Origin of the sequence: Burkholderia sp. MSMB0856 (assembly GCF_001524645.2) — a bacterium.
GTDB classification, from domain to species: domain Bacteria; phylum Pseudomonadota; class Gammaproteobacteria; order Burkholderiales; family Burkholderiaceae; genus Burkholderia; species Burkholderia diffusa.
Window position 1 is genome coordinate 3,275,916 of record NZ_CP013427.1, and the last position, 15,913, is coordinate 3,291,828.

The 15,913-nt window shown below is 65.8% G+C and carries 15 protein-coding genes; 11 read left to right on the forward strand and 4 right to left on the reverse strand.

The window, feature by feature from the left end; translation table 11 throughout:
- Position 1: 1 nt before the first annotated feature.
- Together WS87_RS16540 and WS87_RS16545 are read right to left on the reverse strand one after the other, a co-directional pair.
- Positions 2-838, reverse strand: coding sequence for an FTR1 family iron permease (locus WS87_RS16540; protein ID WP_059819893.1), 837 nt, complete (start codon positions 836-838; stop codon positions 2-4).
- 12 nt (positions 839-850) lie between these two features.
- Complete coding sequence (locus tag WS87_RS16545) at positions 851-1,183, reverse strand: cupredoxin domain-containing protein (RefSeq protein WP_059819894.1); 333 nt, start codon at positions 1,181-1,183, stop codon at positions 851-853.
- A gap of 333 nt (positions 1,184-1,516) precedes the next feature.
- Here WS87_RS16545 and WS87_RS16555 point away from each other — a divergent pair, with 333 nt between their 5' ends.
- Positions 1,517-1,717 carry a heavy-metal-associated domain-containing protein gene (locus WS87_RS16555; protein WP_006754615.1) on the forward strand — a complete coding sequence of 67 codons (201 nt, stop codon included), beginning with the start codon at positions 1,517-1,519 and terminating at the stop codon, positions 1,715-1,717.
- 50 nt (positions 1,718-1,767) lie between these two features.
- Here the strand turns inward: WS87_RS16555 and WS87_RS16560 are convergent, their stop codons facing one another.
- Positions 1,768-3,258, reverse strand: a complete 1,491-nt coding sequence (locus WS87_RS16560; protein WP_059819895.1) for an aldehyde dehydrogenase — start codon at positions 3,256-3,258, stop codon at positions 1,768-1,770.
- Positions 3,259-3,343: 85 nt separating this feature from the next.
- Positions 3,344-3,895, reverse strand: coding sequence for a cupin domain-containing protein (locus WS87_RS16565; RefSeq protein ID WP_014895828.1), 552 nt, complete (start codon positions 3,893-3,895; stop codon positions 3,344-3,346).
- 468 nt (positions 3,896-4,363) lie between these two features.
- On the opposite strand from WS87_RS16565, the gene WS87_RS34255 reads away from it, so the two are divergent.
- The 10 genes from WS87_RS34255 to WS87_RS16615 all read left to right on the forward strand — a co-directional run bounded on the left by WS87_RS34255 (position 4,364) and on the right by WS87_RS16615 (position 15,901).
- Complete coding sequence (locus WS87_RS34255; RefSeq protein ID WP_006402789.1) at positions 4,364-4,546, forward strand: hypothetical protein; 183 nt, start codon at positions 4,364-4,366, stop codon at positions 4,544-4,546.
- A gap of 285 nt (positions 4,547-4,831) precedes the next feature.
- Positions 4,832-5,617: a gamma-glutamyl-gamma-aminobutyrate hydrolase family protein gene (locus tag WS87_RS16575; RefSeq protein ID WP_059819896.1), complete on the forward strand. Its 786-nt coding sequence runs from the start codon at positions 4,832-4,834 to the stop codon at positions 5,615-5,617.
- Positions 5,618-5,646: 29 nt separating this feature from the next.
- A complete protein-coding gene (locus WS87_RS16580; protein ID WP_059819897.1) occupies positions 5,647-6,984 on the forward strand; it encodes a glutamine synthetase family protein in 1,338 nt (445 codons plus the stop codon).
- 37 nt (positions 6,985-7,021) lie between these two features.
- The gene (locus WS87_RS16585; protein WP_059819898.1) at positions 7,022-8,455 is read left to right on the forward strand and encodes an aspartate aminotransferase family protein; all 1,434 of its coding nucleotides are present in this window, start codon (positions 7,022-7,024) and stop codon (positions 8,453-8,455) included.
- Between the two features lie 62 nt (positions 8,456-8,517).
- Positions 8,518-9,633, forward strand: coding sequence for a polyamine ABC transporter substrate-binding protein (locus tag WS87_RS16590; protein WP_059819899.1), 1,116 nt, complete (start codon positions 8,518-8,520; stop codon positions 9,631-9,633).
- 188 nt (positions 9,634-9,821) lie between these two features.
- Positions 9,822-10,976, forward strand: coding sequence for an ABC transporter ATP-binding protein (locus WS87_RS16595; protein ID WP_059504576.1), 1,155 nt, complete (start codon positions 9,822-9,824; stop codon positions 10,974-10,976).
- Positions 10,977-10,986: 10 nt separating this feature from the next.
- The gene (locus WS87_RS16600; protein ID WP_059820002.1) at positions 10,987-11,973 is read left to right on the forward strand and encodes an ABC transporter permease subunit; all 987 of its coding nucleotides are present in this window, start codon (positions 10,987-10,989) and stop codon (positions 11,971-11,973) included.
- Positions 11,970-12,809, forward strand: a complete 840-nt coding sequence (locus WS87_RS16605) for an ABC transporter permease subunit (RefSeq protein WP_059819900.1) — start codon at positions 11,970-11,972, stop codon at positions 12,807-12,809. The genes WS87_RS16600 and WS87_RS16605 overlap by 4 nt, the downstream gene beginning before the upstream one ends.
- Positions 12,810-12,909: 100 nt before the next feature.
- Positions 12,910-14,484: a DUF3138 family protein gene (locus WS87_RS16610; protein ID WP_059819901.1), complete on the forward strand. Its 1,575-nt coding sequence runs from the start codon at positions 12,910-12,912 to the stop codon at positions 14,482-14,484.
- A 112-nt stretch (positions 14,485-14,596) separates the two neighbouring features.
- On the forward strand, positions 14,597-15,901 hold the full coding sequence (locus WS87_RS16615; protein WP_059820003.1) for an NAD(P)/FAD-dependent oxidoreductase: 1,305 nt from the start codon (positions 14,597-14,599) through the stop codon (positions 15,899-15,901).
- The last annotated feature ends 12 nt before the right edge of the window (positions 15,902-15,913 follow it).

Here is a 15,913-nt window from a genome sequence, read left to right on the forward strand (position 1 = left end):
CTCACGCAACGGGCCGCGGCGGCGGCACCACCGTCCGCGGCCGGCCGACCAGCCGCGCCAGCACGACGATCGCGACCAGCGTGACGACGTACGCCGCGATCTGGATCCCCGCCGGACGCGCGGTGTAGCCGATCAGCGTATGCAGCGCCTTGCCGACGATGCTCGATTCCTTGAGCAGCCACGAGGTATCCCAGACCGCATCGCCCCACGACGGCACGAGGCCGGCGGCGAGCAGGAAGCCGACGCACTGGCTCGCCATCCCCGCCGCGAGCAGCACGATCAGCGCGTTGGTGACGGAGAACAGGCGCTTGAGCGGAATCTGCAGCAGGCCCGCATACATCGCGTAACCGAGCCCGGCGCCGCCCAGCACGCCGAGCAGCCCGCCGACGATCATCTGCGGCGTCTGTCCCGGATCGCCCGCCGCGATGCCGTACAGGAACAGCACTGCCTCGGAGCCCTCGCGCAGCACCGCGACACCGACGACGATCGCGAGCCCCGTCAGCGGCCGGCTGCCGGCCGCGACGGCCCGGCCGACCTCGCCCATGTGCAGCGCCATCTCGCGGCCGTGGCGGCTCATCCAGATGCAGTGCCACGCCAGCATCAGCGTCGCGACGAACATCACGCCGGCGTTGAAGACTTCCTGCCCCATGCCGGAGGCCAACTGCGAAATCACGTCGGCGAACGCGGCGATCAGGCCGGCGCCGATCACGCCGCCGACGAGCCCGCCGCCGACCCACCAGCCGCGCCTCGGCACGCCCTTCGTCGCGGCCATCACGATCGAAACCACCAGCGCGGCCTCGAGCACTTCACGAAAGACGATCAGGGCGGTAGACAGCATGGCGATATCCGCTTATTTGACGGTCAGGTGCGTTTTCGACTGCGCTTCGTGATACTCGTCGTGGAACTCGTAGGTGCCGGCCTTCAGCGGCCCGATCAGGATCTCGATCGACTTGCCGGCCGGCACGACCTTCTCTGCCTTGAAATCGTCGCTTTCGAATTCCGCGGGCGTCGCGTCGAGGTTCTTCACGACGAACTTCACCTTCTTGCCGGCCGGAATCGTCACGCCGTCGGGCGAAAACTTGTGGTCCTTCAGGGTCAGGTTGACGACGTCGTCGGCAGCGAATGCGGACGTTGCCGATGCGCCCAGCAGGGCCAGTGCGAAACCGAAAGCGAAGCGATTCATACGGGTAACGAAATGAAATATCGAGGGGAACCGATAGTAAGATCGATTCGCATTTCCCTCTTCAAGTACCCTTACTGACGGCATGGACATCGTGCATCACCGACATGACATGCACCTTGTCGCGCAAGGCTCCGCCAGATTTCGCCGACAATACCCGAGCGTCAATCGGGAAAAATTCGGACTGACGCACGCGGGCGAATTGCGATTCGTCTGACTTCAGTTTTACAAATTGCTTATGCGGCGCCGAACGCATCGAAGGGGCTTGACCTTCCCACCATGGCAAGCTTCATGCTGCTCATGTTTCTCAATCGCCCATCCACCCAGGAGAACACGATGGAATTCGAAGTCCAGGACATGACCTGCGGCGGCTGCGCCAACGCCATCACGCGCGCCGTGACGGCAGCGGACCCCGCCGCGAAGCTCGACATCGACGTGGCCGCGAAGACGGTCAAGGTCGAGTCGGCACAAGGCGCCGAACGCGTGCAGTCGATCATCGAAGCCGCGGGCTTCCACCCGGCACTGCGCTCGGCCTGACGCGCGCGGGCGCGGCGCCCGTCGGCACCGCGCCCCGCACACCGGCCGCGTCAGCGCAGCCGGATCAGCGTCGACTTCAGCTCGGTGTATTTCTCGAGCGCGTGCAGCGACTTGTCGCGGCCATTGCCCGACTGCTTGTAGCCGCCGAACGGGAAATTCATGTCGCCGCCTTCGTCGTAGCAGTTCACCCACACCGTGCCCGCCCGCAGCCGGCGCGACACGTCGTGCGCGGTCGTGAGATTGGACGTCCACACCGCCGCCGCCAGGCCGTACTCGGTATCGTTCGCGATCCGCACGGCCTCGTCGACATCGTCGAACACGATCACCGACAGCACCGGGCCGAAGATCTCCTCGCGCGCGATCTTCGCGTCGGGCTTCACCTCGAACACCGTCGGCTCCACGTAGAAGCCGCCCGTCTCCTCCTTCACGCGCGCACCGCCCGTGACGAGCGTGCCCTCCTTGCGCCCGGCATCGATGTAGCCGAGCACGCGTTCGAGCTGGATCCCGTCGACGATCGCGCCCATCGATACCGACGGATCGAGCGGGTTGCCCGGCACGTACGCGCGCGCGGCCGCGACCAGCTTCTCGATGAACGCGTCCTTGATGTCGCGATGCACGAGCAGGCGCGAGCCGGCCGTGCACATCTCACCCATGTTGTAGAAGATCGCGCCGGCCGCGGCCTGCGCGGCGCGGTCGAGGTCCGGACAATCCGGCAGCACGATGTTGGGCGACTTGCCGCCGAGTTCGAGCCACGCGCGCTTCAGGTTCGACTGCGCGGCGTACTGCATGATCAGCTTGCCGACCGCGGTGGAGCCGGTGAACGCGATGCAGTCGACATCGCGATGCAGCGCGAGCAGCTTGCCCGGTTCACCCGCGCCCGGCACGACGTTGAACACGCCGGCCGGGATGCCGGCTTCGTATGCGAGCTGCGCGACGCGGATCGCGGTCAGCGGCGATTTCTCCGACGGCTTCAGCACGACGCTGTTACCGGCCGCGAGCGCCGGGCCGAACTTCCATGCGGCCATCAGGATCGGGAAGTTCCACGGCACGACGGCCGCCACCACGCCGACCGGCTCGCGCGTGACGAGACCGACGAGATGATGGTCGGCCGGCGCGACTTCGCCGCCGACCTTGTCGATCGCTTCGGCGAACCACTCGACGCAATACGCGGCGCCCGGCACGTCGACCGTCGTGGTGTCGCCGATCGGCTTGCCCGCATCGAGCGTCTCGAGCAGCGACAGTTCGTCGAGATGCTCGCGCATCAGCGCGGCCCACCGCAGCAGCACGGCCTTGCGCGCGCGCGGGTTCAGTCCGGCCCATACGCCGGCGTCGAACGCGCGGCGCGCGGCCGCGACGGCGGCGTTCACGTCGGCCTCGCCGCAATCGGCCACCTTCGCGAGCACGCGGCCGTCGATCGGGCTCACGCAGTCGAACGTCCTGCCGCCGTGCGCGTCGCGCGACGCGCCGTCGATGAATGCGCGCCCGTCGATCGTGAGCGACGCCGCCTTGTCCTGCCAGTCAGCCAAAGTCAACTTGTTCATCAGGATGCCTCAATTGTCGTGGCATTCGCGCTGCGGCACGCCGCGCAACGGCAACACTGCCGGCGGCGAATGCGGTGATGCGCGGTCAGAAGGTGGCCGGCGAATTCGCCGACACGACCTCGCAGAGCTGTTCCGCGCTGGGATTGCGAAAACGGTGCGGCAAACGGCTTTCGAAGTAGTAGCCGTCTCCGGGGTCGAGCAGCCACGTCGCGCCGTCGACGGTGAGCTCGAGCCGGCCCGACACGACCACGCCGCCCTCGTGCCCCGCGTGCACGAGCATCTCGGGCCCCGTGTCGGCGAGCGGCTGGTAGATCTCGCGCATGATGCACATGTTGCGGTCCTTCACGCCCGCGCCGACGAGATGAAACGCGAGCGCGTCGTTGCCGAGGTTCGGCATCTCGTCTCGGCGCGATACGACCGAGCGCGATTCGACGAGTTCGAACGTGAAGAACTCCGCGAGACTCATCGGAATGCATTCGAGCAGTTTCTTCAGCGAGCCGACCGACGGGCTCACACGCCCCTGTTCGATCAGCGAGATCGTGCCGTTGGTCACGCCGGCCCGCTTCGCGAGTTCGCGCTGCGACAGGCCATGCTTGTTGCGCACGAAACGCAGGCGCTCGGCGACTTCGGTGGACATCGATTCGGTTTCGGACACGATAGGAGTGCGGTGAAAAAGTGAAACGATGCGTTGAACGGCATTACGCAGCCGTTGAATATTCTAATCACTTTATGCCGCGCATCAGCGGGGAAAACCCTGAAAGGCGTTCGAAATAATGAACACCCCGCGAATCATTCCGTTTGCGAATCTTTTGTTCGGAGTGCCTCGGGAAAGCCCTGACATGAGACCGTCAAAAAACATTTGACGCCGTTTTTGGCTCGTATATGCTGGCTCTCAGGTCAGCGTCATTGGCCATTCATCGGCACCGAAAAACGTTACTGCAACGTAAAAATTGATGCCCTTCGATGTAAATGACGCAGGCCCGACACCTCGATTATTTTAAACGCCTCGTGCGCTGAAACGATCAGGTGTTCAATACTTTCAACAAACCAGTCGAGTGTAATCGTGAGAGTCCGTGGCCCTCTGGTGAGGTGGGATCGAGGCGATGTGCGAAGTTTGCGCAGCGCTGCTCCCGCTTCCGATGGCAGTTGCGGCTGGCATAGTCCTCGCCTGCTGCATCTGTCGATCTACACCATCCTGTCCCGTCGTTCCGTTCGCCGTCACAACGCCGTTTCCGCACGCGCGTTCGTGGCCGTCGATACCGACGAAGTCGCGTCGCTGCTGCCATAGCGCCTCTCCTCCTTTTCTCGTCGTTCGTTTCAAATGCCTGCTCGTTAGCCGCGTCGTCTGCGCGGTGACGGAACGCGTTCGCGCATCCATTGCCGCGTCGCGCAGCACAACGAAACGAACGACGGCCTGACCGTCGCGCGCAGCGCGGATCGCCATGCGAACCCGTTGCGCCCATTCACCAGCGGCCTTGCGCATTTCGCCAGGCTGCGGGGTCGTGTCGCGCCTGCATTTCACGATTTTCCCGCGCAACGCACGTCATGGCCCTACGGACAACTGATTGACGTCATGGAAAGGAAACCCCTCGTCGGCATCACCGCCGACCTCACGCAAATCGGCGCACATGCGTCGCACACGGTCGGCGACAAGTACGTCGCGGCGATCGTCGACGGCGCGCACGCGCTCGCGATGGTGCTGCCCGCGCTCGGCGATCGCCAGTCGACCGACGACGTGCTCTCCACGGTCGACGGCCTGTTGTTTACCGGCAGCTATTCGAACGTCGAGCCGCACCTGTACGGCGGCGAGCCGAGCGCACCTGGCACGAAGCACGATCCCGCACGCGACGCGACGACGCTGCCGCTGCTGCGCGCGGCGATCGTCGCGGGCGTGCCCGTGCTGGCCGTATGCCGCGGCTTCCAGGAGCTGAACGTCGTCTGCGGCGGCACGCTGCATCAGCGCGTGCACGAAGTGCCCGGCCTCGCCGATCACCGCGAGGACGACGACGCGCCGATGGACACGCAATACGGCCCCGCGCACGTCGTGCGCCTGACGCCCGGCGGCGTGCTGCACACGCTCGCCGGCGGCCGCGACGACGTGCACGTGAACTCGCTGCACAAGCAGGGCATCGCGCAGCTCGGTTCCGGCCTCGCCGTCGAAGCCGTCGCGCCGGACGGCCTGATCGAGGCCGTCAGCGTCGTCGATGCACCGGCCTTCGCCCTCGCCGTGCAATGGCACCCGGAATGGCGGCATGCGCACGACCCGCTGTCGAGCGCGATCTTCCGCGCCTTCGGCGACGCCTGCCGCGCGCACCGCAACGCCCGCACGCGCGCCGCGGCCGCCGCCGCGCTCGCTTGAGCGCGCCGACCCACATAACGAGAACAGACATGCAAGACATCGAAGACTTTCTGAAGCAACACCGGATCACCGAGATCGAAGCGATCATTCCCGACATGGCCGGCATCGCGCGCGGCAAGATCACGCCGCGCAACAAGTTCACTTCCGGCGAATCGATGCGGCTGCCGCAGGCCGTGATGGTGCAGACCGTCACCGGCGAGTATCCGGAAGACGGCTCGCTGACCGGCGTGACCGATCCCGACATGGTGTGCGTGCCCGACACGTCGACCATTCGCCTGATCCCGTGGGCCGTCGATCCGACCGCGCAGGTGATCCACGACTGCGTGCACTTCGACGGCTCGCCGGTCGAGATTTCGCCGCGCTACGTGCTGCGCCGCGTGCTCGACCTGTACAAGGCGAAGGGCTGGAAGCCGGTCGTCGCGCCGGAGCTCGAGTTCTACCTGGTCGACATGAACAAGGACCCGGACCTGCCGCTGCGTCCGCCGGTCGGCCGCACGGGCCGCCCCGAAACGGGCCGCCAGTCGTATTCGATCGAGGCGGTCAACGAGTTCGATCCGCTGTTCGAGGACATCTACGAATACTGCGAAGCGCAGAACCTCGACATCGACACGCTGATCCACGAAGTCGGCGCCGCGCAGATGGAAATCAACTTCATGCACGGCGACGCGCTGTCGCTCGCCGACCAGGTGTTCCTGTTCAAGCGCACGGTGCGCGAGGCCGCGCTGCGTCACAACATGTACGCGACGTTCATGGCGAAGCCGATGGAAAACGAGCCGGGTTCGGCGATGCACGTGCATCAGAGCATCGTCGACGAGGAAACGGGCCGGAACCTGTTCACGTCGCCGGAAACCGGCGGCGCGACGTCGATGTTCTACAACTACCTCGCGGGGCTGCAGAAATACACGCCCGCGCTGATGCCGATCTTCGCGCCGTACATCAACTCGTACCGCCGGCTGTCGCGCTTCATGGCCGCGCCGATCAACGTGCAATGGGGCTACGACAACCGCACGGTCGGCTTCCGCATCCCGCACTCGGGCCCGGCCGCGCGCCGCATCGAGAACCGGATTCCGGGCGTCGACTGCAACCCGTACCTCGCGCTCGCGGCGACGCTCGCGGCCGGCTATCTCGGCATGACGCAGCGGCTGGAGCCGACCGAACCGCTCGTCAGCGACGGCTACGAACTGCCGTACCAACTGCCACGCAACCTCGAGGAAGGGCTCACGCTGATGGCCGCGTGCGAGCCGCTCGGCGAGATTCTCGGCCACAAGTTCCTGAAGGCGTATTTCGCGCTGAAGGAAACCGAATACGAAGCGTTCTTCCGCGTGATCAGCTCGTGGGAACGCCGCCATCTGCTGCTGCACGTCTGAGCGTGCACACGACCGAATACGGAATCACGGAGGAAACATGACTTACCGCAACGAATCTGCCTGGATCCAGCCGGCCGCGCCGGCCACCGCACCGCGCACGACGCAGGCGCGCTCGACCGCCGAATACCGCGCGCTCGACGCCGCGCACCACATCCACCCGTTCTCCGACATGGGCGCGCTCAACCGCGCAGGCAGCCGCGTGATCGTGAAGGCCGACGGCGTCTACCTGTGGGACTCGGACGGCAACAAGGTCATCGACGGCATGGCCGGCCTCTGGTGCGTGAACGTCGGCTACGGCCGCAAGGAACTCGCCGACGCCGCGTATCGCCAGCTTCAGGAACTGCCGTTCTACAACACGTTCTTCAAGACGACGCACCCGCCGGTGATCGAACTGTCGGCGATGCTCGCCGAAGTCACGCCCGACGGCTTCAACCACTTCTTCTATTGCAACAGCGGCTCGGAAGGCAACGACACCGTACTGCGCCTCGTGCACCAGTACTGGCGTGTGCAGGGCAAGCCGCAGAAGAAGGTCGTGATCTCGCGCAAGAACGGCTATCACGGCTCGACGATCGCGGGTGGCACGCTCGGCGGGATGGGCTACATGCACGAGCAGATGCCGTCGAAGGTCGAGAACATCGTGCACATCGACCAGCCGTATTTCTTCGGCGAAGCCGCGACTGGCGAAACGCCCGAAGCATTCGGTCTGGCCCGCGCGCAGCAGCTCGAGGCGAAGATCCTCGAACTCGGCGCGGAGAACGTCGCCGCGTTCATCGGCGAGCCGTTCCAGGGCGCCGGCGGCGTGATCTTCCCGCCGTCGACCTACTGGCCGGAAATCCAGCGGATCTGCCGCAAGTACGACATCCTGCTCGTTGCCGACGAAGTGATCGGCGGCTTCGGCCGCACCGGCGAATGGTTCGCGCATCAGCACTTCGGCTTCGAGCCGGACCTGATCACGATGGCCAAGGGCCTGACGTCGGGTTACGTGCCGATGGGCGCGGTGGGCATCCACGAACGCATCGCGCGGCCGATCATCGACAACGGCGAATTCAATCACGGCCTCACGTACTCGGGCCATCCGGTCGCGGCGGCGGTGGCGGTCGCGAACCTGAAGCTGCTGCGCGACGAAGGGATCGTCGAGCGCGTGAAGCACGACACCGGCCCGTACTTCCAGGCGCTGATGCGCGAAACCTTCGCGCGTCATCCGATCGTCGGCGAAGTGCACGGCCACGGGATGGTCGCGAGCCTGCAGCTCGCCGAGTCGCCGGCCGAACGCCGCCGCTTCGCGAACGGCGGTGACGTCGGCACGATCTGCCGCGACTTCTGCTTCAACGGAAACCTGATCATGCGAGCGACCGGCGACCGGATGCTGCTGTCGCCGCCGCTCGTGATCTCGCGTCAGGAAATCGATGAACTCGTATCGAAGGCGAAGAAGGCCGTCGATGCGACCGCCCAGCAACTGGGCCTTTCGTAACGACTTTGCCTACAGGCGTGCGGCGGGCGCCGCACGCCGCCATAACCCAGGGGAATTCCACCATGCGTGCCTGCTTTCTTCGCCAAGCCTGTTCCGTCGCGGCTCTTGCCGCCGCGGCCGCGTTCACGTCGGTCGCCAGCCCGTCGGCGCGTGCCGACGAGCTGAACGTCTACAACTGGTCCGACTACATCGCACCCGACACGATCCCGAATTTCCAGAAGCAGACGGGCATCCACGTCAAGTACGACAACTACGACAGCGACGACACGCTGCAGGCGAAGCTGCTGGCGGGCAGTTCGGGCTACGACATCGTCGTGCCGACCTCGAACTACATGGCCAAGCAGATCCAGGCCGGTGTGTACCAGAAGCTCGACAAATCGAAGATCCCGAACCTCGCCAACCTCGACCCGCTGCTGATGAAGATGATCTCGGATGCCGACCCGGGCAACCAGTACGGCGTCCCCTGGGCCTACGGCACGGACGGCATCGGCTACAACGCGCAGGCGGTGAAGAAAGCGCTCGGCGACAAGGCGCCCGTCGACAGCTGGGCGCTGGTGTTCGACCCGGCCAACATGGAAAAGCTGAAAAGCTGCGGCGTGTCGTTCCTCGACCAGGCCGTCGACGTGTTCGCCGCGACGCTGCAATACATGGGCAAGGATCCGAACAGCAAGAACCCCGGCGACTATCAGGCTGCCTTCGAAGTCCTGAAGAAAGTCCGCCCGTACATCACCCAGTTCAACTCGTCCGGCTACATCAACGATCTCGCGAACAACGACGTGTGCGTCGCGCTCGGCTGGTCGGGCGACATCGGCATCGCGCACCGCCGCTCGTCGGAGGCGAAGCGCTCGTACGACATCAAGTTCGCGAATCCGAAGGAAGGCGGCCTGCTGTGGTTCGACGTGATGGTGATCCCGAAGGATGCGCCGCACCCCGAGGCCGCGCTCAAGTGGATCAACTACGTGTCCGACGCGAAGGTCAACGCCGCGATCACCAACACGGTGTTCTACCCGACCGCTAACAAGGCCGCGCACCAGTTCGTGACGCCGGCCGTCGCGCAGGATCCGACCGTCTATCCGCCCGAAGACGTGCTGAAGAAGATGGTGCTGATGAAGCCGATGCCGGCCGACATCCTGCGCCTCGAGAACCGTCTGTGGGCGCAGCTGAAAACCGGCCACTGATCGCCAAGCATCACGGCGGCGCAGGCATCGCTCCACGCCTGCACGCCTGAGATACGCGGACAGCCGTCCGCCAGCGCGCACCGCGCGCACTGTTCCATCCGGCATGAGCCGTTGTCCGCGAGTCGCGTTGCGCGCCTCGCGCGGGGACGCTCACGCCCGCAATCCGTGAAGAACGAATGGTGACTCCCATGCAATCGATACCCTCTTCCGCTGCTGCACGACAGACTCAACCGGCCGCCACGGCCCGTACCAAGAACGACGCCTTCGTGCGCATCGAAAACGTCGTGAAGAAGTTCGGCGACAGCACGGCCGTCGACAACGTCAACCTGACGATCGCGAAGAACGAATTGTTCGCACTGCTCGGCAGCTCGGGCTGCGGCAAGTCGACGCTCTTGCGCATGCTCGCCGGGCTGGAAACGGCCACCTCCGGCAAGATCTTCGTCGACGGCGAGGACCTCGCGTCGCTGCCGCCGTACCGCCGGCCGGTGAACATGATGTTCCAGTCGTACGCGCTGTTTCCGCACATGTCGGTCGAGTCGAACGTCGCGTTCGGCCTGAAGCAGGAAGGCACGCCGAAGAACGAAATCAAGGAACGCGTGGCCGACGCGCTCGCGCTCGTGCAGATGAGCAAGTACGCGAAGCGCAAGCCGCATCAACTGTCGGGCGGCCAACAGCAGCGCGTCGCGCTCGCCCGCTCGCTGGTGAAGCGCCCGAAGCTGCTGCTGCTCGACGAGCCGATGTCCGCGCTCGACAAGAAGATCCGCCAGAAGACCCAGCTCGAACTCGTGAATATCATCGAGAAGGTCGACGTGACCTGCGTGATGGTCACGCACGACCAGGAAGAAGCGATGACGATGGCGAGCCGCCTCGCGGTGATGAGCGAAGGCAAGATCGTGCAGATCGGCACGCCCGGCGAAGTGTACGAATACCCGAACAGCCGCTTCTCGGCCGAGTTCATCGGCTCGACGAACCTGTTCGAAGGACGCGTGGTCGAGGACGAACCCGATCACATCTTCGTCGAGAGCGACGATCTCGAAGCACGCATGTACGTGAGCCACGGCGTGACCGGCCCGCTCGGCATGCCGGTCGGCATCTCGGTGCGCCCGGAACGCGTGCACGTGTCCCGCGAAAAACCAGGCTCGCATCACAACTGGGCGCGCGGTGTGGTGACCGACATCGCGTACATGGGTGCGTACTCGCTGTATCACGTGCGTCTGCCGAGCGGCAAGACGGTCGTGTCGAACCTGTCGAGCTCGCACCTGATGCACGACAGCGCGCCGGCGTGGAACGACGACGTGTTCGTGTCGTGGTCGCCGGCCAGCGGCGTCGTGCTGACGCAGTGAGGGCGACATGATGAGAACTTCCGCTTCCACGCCGTCCGCGCCGGTCCAGACCGGCGCCACCGCTGCCACACATGCCGCCAAACGCCGCAGCCGCTTCGCCGCGCTGTCGCGCTTCCTGCCGTCGGGCCGCGGCATCGCGATCGGCGTGCCGTTCCTGTGGCTCACGATCTTCTTCGCGCTGCCGTTCGTGCTGGTGTTCAAGATCAGCTTCGCCGACCAGGTGATGGGCATCCCGCCGTACACGTCGCTCGTCGAGATCAAGGACGGCGTCGTGCACTTCGCGCTGCAGCTGTCGCACTACGCGTTCCTGCTGCAGGACGACCTGTACATCGCGACCTACCTCAGCTCGCTGAAGATGGCCGCCGTGTCGACGGTGCTGTGTCTGCTGATCGGTTACCCGATGGCGTACTACATCGCGCGCTCGGAACCGGGCCGGCGCAACGTGCTGATGATGGCCGTGATGCTGCCGTTCTGGACGTCGTTCCTGATTCGCGTGTACGCATGGATCGGCATCCTGAAGGATGACGGTCTCCTGAACCACACGCTGATCGCACTGGGCATCATCCACACGCCGCTGCGCCTCTACCACAGCGACGCGGGCGTCTACATCGGGATGGTCTATTCGTACCTGCCGTTCATGGTGATGCCGCTGTATGCGCACCTCGTGAAGATGGATCTCACGCTGCTCGAGGCCGCGTACGACCTGGGCGCCAAGCCGTGGGTCGCGTTCACGCGCATCACGCTGCCGCTGTCGAAGAACGGGATCATCGCCGGCAGCCTGCTGGTGTTCATTCCGGCGGTCGGCGAATACGTGATTCCGGAACTGCTCGGCGGCGCCGACACGCTGATGATCGGCCGCGTGATGTGGGACGAGTTCTTCAACAACATGGATTGGCCGATGGCGTCCGCGGTGACGGTCGCGATGGTGCTGCTGTTGCTGGTGCCGATGGCGCTGTTCCAGTACTACCAGGTCAAGGAACTGGAGGAAGCGAAATGATCAAGCCGAGCAAACCGCTGTCGACGGGCGTTCTCGCCTTCGGCTTCCTGTTCCTGTACATCCCGATCATCAGCCTGGTCGTGTACTCGTTCAACGAGTCGAAGCTGGTGACGGTGTGGTCGGGCTTCTCGCTGAAGTGGTACGCGGCGCTGTGGCAGGACGACGAGCTGCTCACGGCCGCGTGGCTGTCGCTGAAGATCGGCCTGTTGACGGCCACCGCGTCGGTCGCGATCGGCACGTGGGCGGGCTTCGTGCTCGCGCGCTTCGGCCGCTTCAAGGGCTTCACGCTGTACACGGGGATGATCAACGCGCCGCTGGTGATTCCGGAGGTGATCCAGGGGATCTCGCTGCTGCTGCTGTTCGTGGCGCTGGAGCAGATGTTCGGCTGGCCGAAGGGTCGCGGGATGGTGACGATCTGGATCGGCCACGTGATGCTGTGCGTGTCGTACGTGGCGATCATCGTGCAGTCGCGCGTCAAGGAGATGAACAAGTCGCTGGAGGAAGCCGCGCTCGATCTGGGCGCGACGCCGCTGAAGGTGTTCTTCGTGGTGACGCTGCCGCTGATCTCGCAGGCGCTGCTGTCGGGCTGGCTGCTGTCGTTCACGCTGTCGATCGACGATCTGGTGCTGTCGGCGTTCCTGTCGGGGCCGGGCTCGACGACGCTGCCGCTGGTGGTGTTCTCGCGCGTGCGACTCGGGCTGAACCCGGAGATGAACGCGCTGGCGACGCTGTTCATCACGGCGGTGACGATCGGCGTGATCGTCGTGAACCAGATGATGATCGCGCGCGAACGGCGCCGGGTGGCCGACTTGAAGGCGGCGTTCGCGGCGGCCTGACTTCCCTCTTCCTTTCCATCGATAACAAGACCCGCGCGCCGCACGATGCGGCGCGCGAACCGATCACACATTGACAGGCCCACGACAAGGAGAATCCGCAATGAAGAAGAAACTGATCTGCCTGCTGGTGGCCGGCGCGTTGCCGGGCATCGCGCTGGCCGACTCGACCTCCGCCGAAATCAAGGCACTGCAGGCGCAGGTCGCCGCGCTGCAGAAACAGATGAAGGCCATGCAGGCGCAGCTCGCCGCGAAGCCGGGCGGCGCATCTGTCGCGCAGGCCGGCGCGACGGCCTCGGCCAAGCCGGCAATGGTGGCCGCCGATCCGTCCTCGCCGGACTACGGCCGTGCCCAGGCCACGCTGACCAACGACGAAGTCAGCGAGATGAAGCAGCAGATCGCGAACCAGCAGCTGAAGGTCGACTCGCTGACGGACGCGGCCAACACCGGGCCGCTCGCGGGCCTGTCGGTCACCGGCTACATCGACCCGACCTACATCTACAACCGCGCGGCCGGCACGTCGTCGTTCCTGTTCGCGAACCACGAGAACGCGTACAACTACTTCAACAGCACGTTCGGCGATCTCTACCTCGACATCAAGAAGACCTTCGGCGTCGGCCCGATGGCGCCGTCGGCGGAGATCACGCTGATGCCGAACCGCGGCAACGGCATCACGCTGCTGCAGAACTCGCGCGGCTCGATCACCGACAACCTGCTGAACACGGCGGTCGTCAACGTGCCGATCACCGCGTCGACGACGCTCGTCGCCGGTTTGATCCCGAGCTTCGGCGGCTACGAGGTGCAGCAGTCGAACCAGATGCTCACGCTCACGCACAACCTGCTGTACGATTTCTCGGATCCGGGCAGCTACGTCGGCGTCGGCGCGAACTACACGAAGGGCAACTGGGCGTGGAAGTTCTTCCTCGGCAACGAGCAGTACCGCACGTACGGCTCGGTCACGCAGACGGGCACCAATGCGCTCGGCGACCCGATCAGCACGAGCAACAAGGTGCCGACCTTCACCGCGCGCGCGGACTACACGTGGTCGAGCGCGCTCGATATCGGCGGATCGTTCAACATCGGACGGCAGACGCTGGCGAGCGCGATCGACGATCAGGGCGTCGTGCACTACGGCCCGGGCGGCGCGGCACCGAGCGCCTATGGTTCGTTCTTCTTCGGCGAACTCGACGCGACCTACACGCTCGCCGATGTTCAGTACAACGCCGAAATCGACTACGGCCGGCAGCAGCATGCGGCGTTCAACGGCGGGCTCGCGCAGTGGTACGGTCTGTCGCTGCTCGCGCACCGCAAGTTCAACGCGCCGGTGGTCGGCCGCATGGGCGTGACGCTGCGCTACGACCTGCTCGCCAACACGAAGAACGGCGGCGGCGGTGGCGGCATCGCGCTGAACGGCAACGGGATGGATCCGAACAACGGCTTCGGCGTCGACGCGGACTGCCTCGCAATGTCGAAGGCCGGCGGCGGCCTCGGCTTCGAGTGCAAGGGCGCAATCCGTCAGGACGTCGCGCTCGACCTGCTGTTCTATCCGACCCAGCAGATCACCGTGAAGGTCGAATACCGGCACGACTGGGCGAACAACAAGGTGTTCCTGCGCAACGACGGTTCGTACGGCAAGTCCAACGACCTGCTCGCGACGCAGTTCATCTATTCGTTCTGATGCGGGCCACGCGGGACGCCGTGCCGCGTGCATGGCGTCCCGCGTCGTTTCAACCGGCCGGATCGCGGTGCATCGCGCACCGGCGCCGGCCGTCCTCGAGGGAGTCGGTTTGATGACGCAGTCTTTCACCCGCCGCGCCGACGCGCTCGCGCGCGACTCGTACTACGAAGCGACCGCCACGCGCCCCGTGGTCGACGATCCCGTTCTGGAGGACGCGATCGACGTCGACGTGTGCGTGATCGGCGCGGGCTTCGCGGGCTTGTCGACGGCGCTCGATTGCCGCGCGCGCGGGCTGTCGGTCGCCGTGATCGATGCGCACCGGCCGGGCTGGGGCGCGTCCGGCCGCAACGGCGGCCAGGCAATCACGGGCTTCGCGAAAGACGAGGTGATCGAGCGGCAGCTCGGCGCCGCCGGTGCGCGTGCCGCGTGGTCGCTGTCGCTCGACGGCGTCGCGCTGATCGCCGAGCGCATCGCGCGCCACGGCATCGACTGCGACTTCACGCGCGGCTACCTGACGGTCGCGACGAAGCCGCGCCGCATCGACGACCTGCGCGCGTGGATGGATGCCGCGACGTCGCGCTGGGGCCATCCGTCGCTGTCGTGGCTCGACACCGGTGCGATCCGTGCGCGCATCGCATCGTCCCGCTATCTGGCGGGCGTCTACGATCCGCTGTCGGGTCACCTGCATCCGCTCAAGTATTGCCTCGGCCTCGCCGACGCCGCGCGCCGCGAAGGCGTCGCGCTCCATGCGCACACGCCCGCGCTCGACGTCGTGCGCGGCGCGCGGCCGGTCGTACGCACGCCGTCGGGCGAAGTGCGCTGCCGCTTCGTCGTGTCGTGCTGCAACGCAGGCCCCGGCGGCATCCTGCCGGCCGCCACCGCCGCGCGCATCGCGCCGATCGCGTCGTACATCATCGCGACCGAACCGCTCGGCCGCGCGCGCGCCGACGCGCTGATCGCGCAGCGCGAAGCCGTGTGCGACAACAACTTCTTCCTCGACTATTTCCGGCTGTCCGCCGACCATCGCATGCTGTTCGGCGGCCGCGCGAACTCCGCGGGCGCGTCGCCCGACACGCTCGCCGAAACGATCCGTCAGCGCATGGTCGGCGTGTTTCCGCAACTCGCCGACGTGCGCGTCGACCACGCGTGGGGCGGCTTCGTCGACGTCACGCGCAACCGCGCGCCGGACTTCGGCGCGCTCGATCCGAACTTCTTCTACGTCCAGGGCTTCAGCGGGCACGGCGTCGCGCTGACCGGCATCGCCGGACGCGCGATCGCCGGCGCGATCGCGGGCGACACGCGCGCGTTCGACCTGTTCGCGCAGCTGCGCCACCGGCGCTTTCCCGGCGGCGACGCGTGGCGGCAGCCCGCGCTCGAACTCGGGATGCTGTACCACCGCGTGCGCGAGCTGTTCTGAGCCCCCTTCATT

Bases quoted from the DNA above. Each gene is read 5' to 3' on its own strand.
- WS87_RS16575 (WP_059819896.1), top strand. From the start codon at position 4,832: ATGGAAAGGAAACCCCTCGTCGGCATCACCGCCGACCTCACGCAAATC.
- WS87_RS16600 (WP_059820002.1), top strand. From the start codon at position 10,987: ATGAGAACTTCCGCTTCCACGCCGTCCGCGCCGGTCCAGACCGGCGCC.
- WS87_RS16615 (WP_059820003.1), top strand. From the start codon at position 14,597: ATGACGCAGTCTTTCACCCGCCGCGCCGACGCGCTCGCGCGCGACTCG.
- WS87_RS16585 (WP_059819898.1), top strand. From the start codon at position 7,022: ATGACTTACCGCAACGAATCTGCCTGGATCCAGCCGGCCGCGCCGGCC.
- WS87_RS16605 (WP_059819900.1), top strand. From the start codon at position 11,970: ATGATCAAGCCGAGCAAACCGCTGTCGACGGGCGTTCTCGCCTTCGGC.
- WS87_RS16610 (WP_059819901.1), top strand. From the start codon at position 12,910: ATGAAGAAGAAACTGATCTGCCTGCTGGTGGCCGGCGCGTTGCCGGGC.
- WS87_RS16545 (WP_059819894.1), bottom strand. From the start codon at position 1,183: ATGAATCGCTTCGCTTTCGGTTTCGCACTGGCCCTGCTGGGCGCATCG.
- WS87_RS16580 (WP_059819897.1), top strand. From the start codon at position 5,647: ATGCAAGACATCGAAGACTTTCTGAAGCAACACCGGATCACCGAGATC.
- WS87_RS16595 (WP_059504576.1), top strand. From the start codon at position 9,822: ATGCAATCGATACCCTCTTCCGCTGCTGCACGACAGACTCAACCGGCC.
- WS87_RS16540 (WP_059819893.1), bottom strand. From the start codon at position 838: ATGCTGTCTACCGCCCTGATCGTCTTTCGTGAAGTGCTCGAGGCCGCG.
- WS87_RS16565 (WP_014895828.1), bottom strand. From the start codon at position 3,895: ATGTCCACCGAAGTCGCCGAGCGCCTGCGTTTCGTGCGCAACAAGCAT.
- WS87_RS16590 (WP_059819899.1), top strand. From the start codon at position 8,518: ATGCGTGCCTGCTTTCTTCGCCAAGCCTGTTCCGTCGCGGCTCTTGCC.
- WS87_RS16560 (WP_059819895.1), bottom strand. From the start codon at position 3,258: ATGAACAAGTTGACTTTGGCTGACTGGCAGGACAAGGCGGCGTCGCTC.
- WS87_RS16555 (WP_006754615.1), top strand. From the start codon at position 1,517: ATGGAATTCGAAGTCCAGGACATGACCTGCGGCGGCTGCGCCAACGCC.